Source organism: Sphingobacteriales bacterium, assembly GCA_012517435.1.
Lineage (GTDB): Bacteria > Bacteroidota > Bacteroidia > CAILMK01 > JAAYUY01 > JAAYUY01.
Window position 1 is genome coordinate 1 of the sequence record JAAYUY010000137.1, and the last position, 11,427, is coordinate 11,427.

The 11,427-nt window shown below is 40.2% G+C and carries 11 protein-coding genes; 6 read left to right on the forward strand and 5 right to left on the reverse strand.

Annotation, left to right across the window (positions count from 1 at the left end; translation table 11 throughout):
* The 6 genes from GX437_07865 to GX437_07890 form a co-directional block, all read left to right on the forward strand.
* On the forward strand, positions 1–1,767 hold a 1,767-nt coding region (locus GX437_07865), incomplete at its 5' end, for a hypothetical protein (GenBank protein ID NLJ07569.1).
* Between the two features lie 98 nt (positions 1,768–1,865).
* A complete protein-coding gene (locus tag GX437_07870; protein NLJ07570.1) occupies positions 1,866–5,207 on the forward strand; it encodes a cyclic nucleotide-binding domain-containing protein in 3,342 nt (1,113 codons plus the stop codon).
* Positions 5,208–5,271: 64 nt separating this feature from the next.
* Positions 5,272–5,736 carry a nuclear transport factor 2 family protein gene (locus tag GX437_07875; GenBank protein ID NLJ07571.1) on the forward strand — a complete coding sequence of 155 codons (465 nt, stop codon included), beginning with the start codon at positions 5,272–5,274 and terminating at the stop codon, positions 5,734–5,736.
* The gene (locus tag GX437_07880) at positions 5,736–6,008 is read left to right on the forward strand and encodes a hypothetical protein (protein ID NLJ07572.1); all 273 of its coding nucleotides are present in this window, start codon (positions 5,736–5,738) and stop codon (positions 6,006–6,008) included. Before GX437_07875 ends, GX437_07880 begins: the two co-directional genes overlap by 1 nt.
* Complete coding sequence (locus GX437_07885) at positions 6,005–8,131, forward strand: S9 family peptidase (GenBank protein ID NLJ07573.1); 2,127 nt, start codon at positions 6,005–6,007, stop codon at positions 8,129–8,131. Before GX437_07880 ends, GX437_07885 begins: the two co-directional genes overlap by 4 nt.
* Before the next feature lie 5 nt (positions 8,132–8,136).
* Positions 8,137–8,511, forward strand: a complete 375-nt coding sequence (locus tag GX437_07890) for a DUF1801 domain-containing protein (GenBank protein NLJ07574.1) — start codon at positions 8,137–8,139, stop codon at positions 8,509–8,511.
* On the opposite strand, the gene GX437_07895 is transcribed toward GX437_07890, so the two are convergent.
* From GX437_07895 to GX437_07915, 5 genes are all read right to left on the reverse strand, one after another.
* Complete coding sequence (locus tag GX437_07895) at positions 8,512–9,372, reverse strand: hypothetical protein (GenBank protein ID NLJ07575.1); 861 nt, start codon at positions 9,370–9,372, stop codon at positions 8,512–8,514.
* Between the two features lie 3 nt (positions 9,373–9,375).
* The gene (locus GX437_07900) at positions 9,376–9,924 is read right to left on the reverse strand and encodes a YceI family protein (protein ID NLJ07576.1); all 549 of its coding nucleotides are present in this window, start codon (positions 9,922–9,924) and stop codon (positions 9,376–9,378) included.
* Between the two features lie 21 nt (positions 9,925–9,945).
* Positions 9,946–10,386, reverse strand: coding sequence for a hypothetical protein (locus GX437_07905; GenBank protein ID NLJ07577.1), 441 nt, complete (start codon positions 10,384–10,386; stop codon positions 9,946–9,948).
* A 7-nt stretch (positions 10,387–10,393) separates the two neighbouring features.
* Entirely contained in the window at positions 10,394–10,768 is a 375-nt protein-coding gene (locus tag GX437_07910; GenBank protein NLJ07578.1) for a hypothetical protein, read from the reverse strand.
* Positions 10,769–10,772: 4 nt separating this feature from the next.
* On the reverse strand, positions 10,773–11,427 hold a 655-nt coding region (locus GX437_07915), incomplete at its 5' end, for a hypothetical protein (protein NLJ07579.1).

Genomic DNA, 11,427 nt, shown 5'->3' on the forward strand with positions numbered 1-11,427 from the left:
TTTGCCGGACTGGCAGAGCTTTATTATCAGATAGGTAAAAATGACAAGGCTGCCGATATGATAAACCGCGCCATCATTATCATGCCTGGGAGAGCCGAATATTACCTGCTCAGAAGCAAGATTAAAGTTCGCAAAAATGACTATGCAGGTGCAATTGCCGATCTTTCTGAAATCCTGACACATATCGACCCCGACAATCCTGATATTCTTTTTGTAAGGGCTAAATACTATGAAATTCTCCGGCAACCATTAAACGCCATCAACGATTATTCTGCCATCATTGACAACAATCCTGAATTGATTATAGCACTTTTTTACCGTGCCAGAAACTACGAACAAATTGAAAAACAATCACTTGCCGTAGCAGATTATCAGCGTTTTCTTTCTCTGTACAATGATACGTATCAGATGTACCGGAAAGAAGTTGCCGAGGCAAAAGAGCGTATTTATCAGCTGAACAAAGAATCGGACAAACCGGTTATCAAACTGGTCTGGCCGGTTCCCAATGCATCCAACATTCTTGAAATTCCCAATAAAAAAGACACCCTCTGGCTGACTATTGAGGTATATGATCAAAGCGAACTGATTTATTTTAAAATCAATCAGGAAAAAACTGACATCCCATCCGACTTCGGAACAAGAATTATCAGAAAAAATATCTCCATTACAAACAACAAACAACTCAATCTTGAAGCAGAGGATATTTATCAGAACTATAGCCGGGTCATTTACAATGTGATACAGACAGAAACCAATCCCCCTACCATACATTTGATTTCACCCTATGCTTCAGATAACGGGGAAATATATCTGGAAACAACTTCCTCAAACATCATGATTGAAGGCAAGATAACAGATGAAAGTCCGATCAGGGAAATCATTATTGACAATGTTCTGGCAAGTTATCAGAAAGATGAGTATAACCCGGTTTTTCGTGCCCTAATTTCTATCAGCAACAAAGATGGGATAACCATAAAAGTAAAAGATAAATACGGCAATCAGACAGAAAAATCGTATTATTTCAACAGGGAAGGGATACGTTTATTGAGCAGCAATCCGATGGGAAAAACCTGGGTTGTATTTATTGAAAACACTGATTACGAGTTTCTTCCTCCGTTGAAAGGGCCGGCAAACGATGCCCAGAAACTAAAAGAAGCATTCTCATCATACCAGATCAACAATTTTTTATGGAAGAAAAACATGAGTAAAGCCGACATGCAGAAATTTTTCATGATAGAATTACGTGATCTGATTAAGGAAAACAAAGTCAACTCACTTATGATCTGGTTTGCGGGACATGGGAAGTATATCAACGAGATGGGCTACTGGATGCCGGTAAATGCCATCAACAACGATGAATTCACGTATTTTCCTGTTCAGTCATTAAAAAGTTCATTACAGATTTATTCACCGGAACTGAAACATATCCTTGTCATCACCGATGCCTGTGAAGCAGGTCCTTCTTTTTCCATGGTTATCAGAGCCGATACGCAAAATCCTGACTGCAGCGACTGGACTTATGCCTCGCTACGCTCGGCACAGGTGCTTACTTCCACCTCCGGAAGCTGGGCTGCCGACAACTCGGTTTTTGCCAATGCATTTGCTGAAGCACTTACTACCAATCCAAATACCTGTATTTCAATTGATCAGATTTCAGAATTTGTCATTCAGGCAGTTAAGAAGAGCTTGAAACAAACACCGGTTTTCGGAAAAATAGCAGGACTTGAAGATGAAGACGGCACTTTCTTTTTCCTGAAAAAAGAATAAATCCGGGAATCAAGGCTTATTTCCTTAAATGTTGGTTTATAAATTTATACAGGAACCAAACCTCTTTTTATATTTGCACAAACTAACAAAAGAGTAAATTGGCCGGATTCCTGAAATTTGATTATGAAAAGATACTGAATGTCAAAGCCAGTGAATTCGGTTATGTCAGACTTCTTTTCTTACATAATTTCTTTCAGGGTATAGGGCTGGCAATGTTTTTCAATGCCGCCAATTCCATTTTTCTGGCTCAGGCATCCGTCAAATCCCTGCCATTGGTCTATATGCTGGCTTCCCTGTTGCTGCTGCTGGTCGGTATAACGTATTCCTATTTTGAACAAAGGGTGACAATCAAGAAACTTCTGTTGACCATTCTGATCATACTGTTTATTTCAATCCTGCTCATCAGAATAGGTGTCGGCCTGACCAACAGTCTTTGGATAGCCTTTGCTGCTATCATGTGGTACAGGGTTACCTCTCTGCTAAACTATCTCGAATTCTGGGGATTAACCTCTATGATGCTTGATGTCAGACAAAGCAAACGCCTATTCGGGCTGGTCAGTTCTGGCGAAGTTACTGCCAAATTACTGGGTTATTTCTCCATCCCGATGCTGGTGCCTCACATCGGGAGAAGCAACCTGATTTTAATTGCCTCTGTTGCTTTTGCTATATGTATTATTGTTTTACAGCGTATTGCAAAACGTTATGGAGAAAATAAACTCGACAGGCCGAAAACACCTGTCCTTGAAAAAGACAAAAAAGAAAGTGTTCTGGCAAAATATTTCAAAAGCCATTTTATTGTCCTTCTTTCTGTCCTGAGTTTTATTTCAGTCATTGTCTTTACCTTTATCGATTTCTCATTTCTGAGTAATCTGCAGCTTAAATTCAAAAGCGGTGATGAAATTTCGGTATTTCTGGGCTGGTTTTACGGTTTTAACAAGGGTGTTACCGTTCTGATCAAGATGTTTTTATCAGGAAGAATTATCGATAAAATCGGAATTAAAAATTCCCTGCTGCTTATTCCGGCCATCTTTATCCTGATTATTGGCGGAATTATTTCCTACAACATGATGTCGTCTGATACCGCACTGGTGTTTACCCTGTTTTCCTTATTGCTCTTCGTCATGGAATCCTTGCGGTATTCCATATTTGAACCGGTGTTTTTCTCACTTTTCCAGCCGTTAAACAAAAATCTGAGACTATTCGGACATGCCATTGTCAACGGTTACCTCAACCCGATTGCATTAGGCATTGCCGGGCTTACCCTTTTCCTGTTTATTTATATCAAAGGAAGCATTGATCTAACACTGATCAGCTATGTGTTAATCGGTCTGCTGATCGTATGGATTGCTGTGGTGTTGATTACCAACAAACAATACATCATTGTTTTGCAGGATGCTATTAAAAAGCGGTTTTTCGAAGGGAGTGAAATGCACATCAAAGGCAAGGCAATGAGCCGCCTGTTAATGGAAAAGTTGCAAAGTAAATCACCCGAAGAGGTCATTTATTCCTCACAGCTCCTTTTTAAAACGGAAGGAGTCGAAAAAAATGCCATCATCGAAACACTTCTTGATAATGAATCTGAGGAAGTAGTACTTTATGCCCTGAATTACTACACCAATGATCCGGAAATGACAGGACTGAAAGCACAGATATTTTCCCTGATTCAGGATGAGAAAAGAAGTGAACAGGTAAAAGAAGCTGCCATTATCGCCTATTGCAAGGGAGAAGATACCGATGTCAGCATGTTGTTTTCATATCTTGAAAGCGGGCAGGCCAATATCAGGAAAGGGACAATCATCGGCTTGCTACAAAACGGAAGCCTTGAAGGGGTGGTTCTGGCAGGCCAGAAACTATTACTGTTGCTGCAATCGGAAAATGCAAAAGACAATATCACAGCCCTGGAAATAATCGGGATTCTTAAAGTAAAGAATTTTTATCAACCTCTCATTAACATGTTTGGGCATAAGAATCCTGAAATTGTCAAAACAGCCATCGAAGCAAGCGGCTATGTCCTCAATTCAAGACTATTGCCCTATCTGGCCGGCTTTTTATCCGATCCTCTCTATAGTGAGCTGGCAGCAAAGTCAATTGCTCAATTCGGGAATGAAGCAGTTGAGTTCTTTGAAAAACAAATCGCAGAAAATGCTGAACAGGAGTCTGATGCATTGATGATGTTCAGAATAACGCAAATTTTAGGCAATATTGCCACTCCTGAAGCGCTCAAGCTGTTGCTGAAATTATTGGATTATCCGCTGGCAAAAGTACAGAATGAAGCCATACTGAACCTGAAAAAAGCCGGTTTCAAGGCAGAAGAAGATGATGAATTTATCCGCAAAAAATTTGACCAGCAGTTTGAATTTGCTGCATGGCTCTACAATTCCATCTATCACCTTGAAAAAAGCGAAAAGAAAAACCCCTATTTAATTTCCGCTCTGAAAATCGAACTTAAAAATGTTAAGGAAAATATACTTTATCTGCTTTCTTTCCTTTACGATACTTATACTATTATCAAAGCAAGGGAAGGTCTTCTGACAGATTTTTCTGAGAAAAAAGCAAATGCCCTGGAGATTATCGACAACCTGATCTCCAAAAAAATGTATAATAAGCTGACTATCATTTTTGAAGACTCATCGCTTGACGAAAAAATCAAGAAGATACAGGCATACAATCTGAAACTTCCTTCTGAAATCATCACCATTATTGAATATATACTCCGTTACCGGGAAACAAAATTCAACCGCTGGACCATTGTAACGGCCATTATCTCACTTCTTGATTTTATTACTTTTGAACTCACTCCCCTGATTATTCCCTTTACGGAAAGCAGATTCAAGCTACTCAGCGAAGCCGCAGCCGATACCATTAAAAAAATCACCAGCCACGAATCTTTTAAAAGAGATTATCTGTCAGAAACATTTGAGAATGAAAAAATTCATGGAATTATGGAAAAAAGCTCAGGAAACACACTTCTTGATATTGAAAAGGTCATTATTCTGAAAGGGACAAGCCTTTTTATGGAAACACCTGAAAATATTCTGGTGGATATTGTGGGTATCGTAAAAGAAGAACATTTCGAGGAAGGTTCAGTCATTATGAATAAAGGAGAAATAGGAACCTGTATGTATATTATTTGTGAAGGAGAAGTCCGCATCCACGACAACGACCTGACTTTAGCTGTTCTCAAAAACAAAGACTTCTTCGGGGAACTGGCACTTTTAGACCCTGAACCCCGTTCAGCTTCAGCTACAGCCTTAAAAGATTCCCTACTCCTCCGACTCGATCAGGAAGCTTTCTATGAGTTAATGTCGGAAAGGCTTGAAGTGGCAAAAGGGATCTTAAAAATCCTTTGCCGAAGAATCCGGAATCAAAATCAAATCATCAGCGAACTAAAGAAAAACACGCTTGCTGCTCCTGCAGCGATGGAATCCGGCCAAAATTAAAAATATTTCTTAATATAACTTTTTTCATTTCAATCCGTCATATCATCACTATCATCACGCAACCATGAAATATGTTTTACTCATCTTAGGGATGTTTGTTGTTAATCAAATTTCCGGACAGAATAAGTTGGAAAAGCAATTGGATGAATTCATCAGTCATTGGCACGAAGCTGCAGCAAAAGCGGATATGAAAGCTTATTTTGATGCCTTCAGCCAGAATGCTGTTTTTATTGGCACCGACTCCAGCGAATACTGGACAAAAACATCTTTTTACGAATGGGCAAAACCCTATTTCGACAGGGGAAAAGCGTGGACACTCAAAGCCAATTCAAGGCATATCTACATTGCCGATAATAAAAAGATAGCGTGGTGGGACGAATTGCTCTACACTTCTTCCGGAACATGGATAGGAACAGGCGTACTCCAAAAGAAAGGGAATCAATGGTTTATCATGCATTATACCCTTTCCGTAACTATCCCAAACGAAAAAATGAAAAAAATTGTCGAAATTTTAAAAAGCAGTGATTGATGTTTCCGGTTAAACCACCTCAGATTTCTGATCAAAGTATAAAAGAAAAACTCAACCAGATAGGAATTCATTCCCTCGAAGACCTCCAATTTCACGGAAGTAAAAGAGCCTTTGCCATGCTCCGCATTTTCGATGGTAATTGTGGTATTGATGTGCTTTTCTTTCTTGAATCACTTATCAGAAATACCACTCCGGCCCTGCTCGATGAGGAGGTAATAACTGATTTAAAAACTTTTTATAACTCAATCTCTTATTTCAAACAAGTACAATGAAAAATATCCATTCGTTTGCTGCTGTTATTGTGGCAGGTATTTTGACATTTTCAGGATGCAATACAAAAAAGGAATCAGACATGAAACCACCCGTAGCCAAAAAAATTCCCAAAGAACTCAGCATTCACAGACATACCAGAATTGACAATTATTACTGGCTTAATGAACGGGAAAATCCTGAGGTAATAGCCTATCTGGAAGCTGAAAATAAATATCTCGAAAATCAGCTTGCCGATGTGAAGGATTTGCGTGAAAAACTTTACAGGGAAATGACAGGCCGTATCAAACAAACCGATATGTCGGTACCTTACCTCAGCAACGGCTATTATTATTACACAAGATTTGAGGAAGGAAAAGAATATCCTGTATTTTGCCGGAAAAAAGACAAACTGGAAAATCCGGAAGAAATCATGCTGAACGTCAATGAGCTGGCAGAAGGGACAAAATATTGCGATGTATCGGGTCTCAGGGTGAGTCCCGACAACAGGCTGCTGGCCTATGGCATCGATACAGTCAGCCGCAGACTATATGCTATAAAAGTAAAAGACCTGACCACCGGAAAAACTCTTGACGAACACCTCATCAATGCTTCACCTTCTGTGGCCTGGGCTAACGACAATAAAAGCTTTTTCTATGTGGTAAAAGATGAATCACTGAGGCCCTGGCGCGTTTACAGACATATATTGGGTAAACCTTCTTCAACCGATGAACTGGTTTTTGAAGAAAAAGACCCGGCTTTCAATATTTTTGTATTTAACAGTAAATCAAAAAAATACATCTTTATCGGAAGTGAAAGCACTACCACCTCAGAATACCTTTATCTGGAGGCAGATAAGCCCGGAGGCAGATTTATCCCTGTCTTACCCCGTCAGAAAGGACTGGAATATAGTGCTGAACATTTCGGAGATTATTTTTACATCAGAACCAACCTGGACGCAGAAAACTTTAAACTGGTTAAATGCCCGATCGGGAAGCAAGGGACAGCCTTCTGGGAAGATGTGGTTCCCCACCGCAGCGATATATTACTCGAATACTTTGATATCTTCAACAATTATCTGGTTACGGGAGAGCGAAAAAACGGTCTGAATCTGATTCGCATTTACGACTGGAAAAGCATGAAAGACCATTATATCAGTTTCCCCGACCCTGCCTATACGGCCTATGTTTCCGTTAATCCCGAATTTGAAACAGACCAGCTCAGATATGTTTACGCATCCATGACTACACCTTCCAGTGTTTTAGATTACAACATGAAAACAAGACAACAGGCCTTGCTCAAACAGGAAGAGGTGCTGGGTGATTTTAACCCGAAAAACTATGTTTCAGAACGGATATATGCAACGGCAAAAGATGGCAAGAAAATACCCGTATCTATGGTTTACCGCAAAGGGATGAAGCGAAACGGCAAAAATCCTCTTTTGCTTTATGGATATGGCAGCTATGGTTACAGCCTCGATGCCGGATTTAATTCTGCCCGTCTGAGCCTGCTCGACAGAGGTTTTATATTTGCAATAGCCCACATCAGGGGAGGCGAAGAAATGGGAAGGCAGTGGTATGAAGACGGTAAATTGCTGAAGAAAATGAATACATTTACCGATTTTATTGCCTGTGCCGAATACCTGATTGCAGAAAAATATACTTCCCCCGACTACCTGTGTGCCATGGGTGGCAGTGCCGGTGGCCTTCTAATGGGAGCTGTGGTCAACATGAGGCCCGATTTGTTCAGGGCAGTGGTTGCTGCCGTTCCTTTTGTGGATGTGGTTACCACCATGCTCGATAAAAGTATTCCGCTGACAACAGGAGAATTTGACGAGTGGGGAAATCCTGAAGATAAGGTATATTATAACTATATGCTCTCCTACTCTCCCTACGATAATGTCAAAGCACAGGAATATCCGGCCATGCTTGTAACCACAGGACTTCACGACTCCCAGGTGCAATACTGGGAACCGGCCAAATGGGTGGCCAAACTGCGGGAAATGAAGACAGACAACCATCTCCTGCTTCTTTATACCAATATGGATACCGGACATGGCGGCTCTTCCGGACGATTTGAAAAGTATAAGGATATTGCTCTTGAATATGTTTTTCTGTTAAAAGAACTCGGAATAACCAAACAGTAGTTTTAATGATAAAAAACCAAGCCGTATCTTCCTATATCGAATTGTTTGAAGGCAAAAAACAACAAAAACTTATAGAACTGCATCAGATTATTGCCTCTGCCCTTCCTGACGCTGAAGAAGTTGTCAGCTACGGCATGCCGGCATTCAGGCAAAAAGAAGTTATTGTGTATTATGCAGGACACAAAAACCATATTGGTTTCTATCCGACAAACAGCGGGATTAAAGCATTTAAGGAAAAATTGACTGAATACAAATATTCCAAAGGAGCCATCCGGTTTTCCTGGGACAAAGAGCTGCCTTCAGAGCTTGTTCAGTCAATTGTCCGTTTCAGGTTAAACGAAATTCAGCACAAGAAACGAAAAGCCGGAAAATCAGGATAATCAGAAAGTTCTGGTGATATTAAAACCGAAGTAAATGTCACCTTTAAAGAAATTTCCTTTGGTATCGGTCAGAAATGCTCTTTCATACATTCCCTGAGAGTTGGAAATATGAATCTGAAAAACATGTCCGCCTGTCTCAATGTCGAAGCCCAATCCAATGCTGTTATAATATCCTTCCGGAAGCTGATTGGGTAAAACGTACCAATACTCTGCATTCAGCGAAGTGCGTTTGGTCAGCTTGTAGCGTCCGCCAGCACCAACCACAAACACATCATTTTTATCGGTAGTTTTTTCTACCAGATTCCGGTGAACGACAGTGGGGCTGAGCTGAAAAGAAAAGTTGTTGTTAAACTTGCGGGCAATCAGGAGTTGATGCGTATATGCCAGTCTCGAGGTAAAATAATTTTCACGATCCGGATATTGCCATTTAAGTGAAGTTAGCGCTGTACTGACAAAATAACTCAGTGTAACAGGCATGTTCCTTTGTCCGGTGGACTGACGCAACAATTTGATTTTCAGGAATCCATCAAATGTTTTCAGATAGGAACTTCTGCCAATACCAATGTTCAGCCAGTCGGTAAGGCTGTATTCAAAACCCAGGCGTATGGTTCCCTGATCGAGACCAAAAAATTCATAGGCCCCCTGGTTGATTCGTCCGAAATCATGGGAAATGATAAATACCAGCTCTCCTTTGGCAGGAGCTTCAATGGAATGGCCATTCACTACCCTCGTTGTTTTAAAGGTCGCTGTTGTGTAATCCGTAGTCTTGGTTTCTTCATCCAGCAAATCCATCAGGTTTTGTGAAAAAAGAGGATGAACAGCAACTAAAAGTAAGAGTGTAATAAGATATGATTTTTTCATGTTTTAATTTTGATTTAACACGCAATCAACTGTAATATCAATATTTTTAGCGATATTGTTGGCAACTGCCTTGGGAATAGTTATGTTATAATCGGCAACTGCCACATTGAATTTCGATTTGATATGGAGTTTTCCCTCTTTTACTTCAATGGTTCCGGGAGCGGAAATTTTCTTTGTAACCCCATGAATGGTCAGATCGCCTTCTGCAACCACCGGATAAACCCCATCTTTTTTCAGGTCAATTTTTTTGAAATCGGTTACTTTCCCTGAGAAGCGTGAATCAGGATATTTATCAGATTCCATGTAGTTTTCGTTGAAATGTTCCTGCATGAGTGCTTTTTCGAAAACAAAAGACTTAATAAGTACTTTAAAAGCAACTTCTCCGGTAGATGGATTCAGCATGGCTGTAACCTGTTTGTTCACTGCTTCGATATTTTCAAGCGGGGCGGCTGAAAAAAACGAAATAGTACCTGTTTTGGTCAGGTAATTCTGACTTTTAAGATTTTGAGAAAAAAAAGCTGTTATCGCCAATAACAAAATCATGTGTTTCATATTCTGAAGCTTTAAGGGTTGTTAAAAATTCGTTTTAAATGAGCATTCATCCAGCACGACATCAGTCCCATTGTATCCTGCACACAGGCCTTTGATGCTTACTTCCTGACCTGTAACAAGTTTTCGGGCATCCGGAAAATACTTTGGCAGCATATTGCAGCGAATACCTTCGTCTCCGAAAAGTCCCTGAGAAAATACAAATATGGCAACTGCACTTGAGTCGGTCAGTTCTGTTTTGGATATTTTACCTGTTATCTCAATGACCTTTCCATTGTATTTCTGAGAATAAAATTCACTGTTTTGTTGAAACTGATGAAAAAGCGAATCGGCATTTACAGTAAATTCCGCTTTTGCTTTCTCAATGTTCTTATGCGGTTTGTTGTACACAAAAACATAAACAAGAATGGCTGCAATAATTCCGATAACAGCCAGAGCGAGTAAAATTTTTAACCAGTTTTTCATAAGCTTTCTAATTATTAGGTGCACCGGCCTGAATCCAGATCCTGATTTTTGCCAGTTCACAGTTTGTCAGTTTATTTCCACCTTTAGGCATGGCCGAATAACCACTTGCATGGCTGACTGCTCCCCAAAGTTTACCGTTCAGCGCAATGGTCGAAAGTCCTGTGTGATTATCTGTTGAAATATTTCCGCTTGGAGAAGCAGTGCTGTGGCATCCGTTGCAGTTTGCAGTCATTATAGGGGCTACTACTGCGGAATAGGTTACATTGCTTGTGTCACACGGTTGTGTGTTGTTACCGTATAAGTATTCTTCATTGTCATAATAACAGCCGGTGGCCATAAAAAGACCGGCAACAATCAATAAAAGGAAATATATTTTTTTCATGGTATCAGTTATTTGGAGCTCCTGCATTAACCCAGTTAGTAATTGCATTTACTTTACAATCATCCATTTTTCCGGAGGGAGGCATTTGGGCATATCCCTGCCCTTTGATAACGCCCAACAACCTTCCGTCATCGGCAATGGCTTTGACATTATTATAATTTTCAAGTCTTACACCCTTTGAAGGATTGGTCCCGCTATGGCAACCTTTACAATTTGTGCTGATGATGACGGATATTCTGGTGCTGAATTTAAAATCTGATGAGTCGCAGGCATTGCATTTATTATTTTTTGCTCCCTGGTCTATCCACTTTCTTATCAACTCTATCTGGGAAGGATCCAGGGCAGAGTAAGGAGATGGGGGCATTCTTTCTTTGTCTGTTTTGGTAATGACTTCCATAATCTTACTGTCATAGGATTTTCCTGCCTTAACAATGTCGCTGCTCATCAACGAACTGTAACTGGTCAACTGAACACCTTCTTTGTGGCTGACATTATCGTGGCACTTCGACATGGCACAGCTGGACAATAAAATCGGCAAAACCTGATTCTCAAAATAAACTGTATTCGAGTCACATTTTACCGTATCTGTAATGGGGTTGACAGGTACTACCGGTTCGTGTTGGCAGGAATTTGTAAATAATGCAAAAGCAAGGATAAAA

What these genes read in the sequence shown, in the direction of transcription:
- GX437_07875 (NLJ07571.1), top strand. Translation starts at nt 5,272, where the DNA reads ATGAAATATGTTTTACTCATCTTAGGGATGTTTGTTGTTAATCAAATT.
- GX437_07880 (NLJ07572.1), top strand. Translation starts at nt 5,736, where the DNA reads ATGTTTCCGGTTAAACCACCTCAGATTTCTGATCAAAGTATAAAAGAA.
- GX437_07885 (NLJ07573.1), top strand. Translation starts at nt 6,005, where the DNA reads ATGAAAAATATCCATTCGTTTGCTGCTGTTATTGTGGCAGGTATTTTG.
- GX437_07890 (NLJ07574.1), top strand. Translation starts at nt 8,137, where the DNA reads ATGATAAAAAACCAAGCCGTATCTTCCTATATCGAATTGTTTGAAGGC.
- GX437_07895 (NLJ07575.1), bottom strand. Translation starts at nt 9,372, where the DNA reads ATGAAAAAATCATATCTTATTACACTCTTACTTTTAGTTGCTGTTCAT.
- GX437_07900 (NLJ07576.1), bottom strand. Translation starts at nt 9,924, where the DNA reads ATGAAACACATGATTTTGTTATTGGCGATAACAGCTTTTTTTTCTCAA.
- GX437_07905 (NLJ07577.1), bottom strand. Translation starts at nt 10,386, where the DNA reads ATGAAAAACTGGTTAAAAATTTTACTCGCTCTGGCTGTTATCGGAATT.
- GX437_07910 (NLJ07578.1), bottom strand. Translation starts at nt 10,768, where the DNA reads ATGAAAAAAATATATTTCCTTTTATTGATTGTTGCCGGTCTTTTTATG.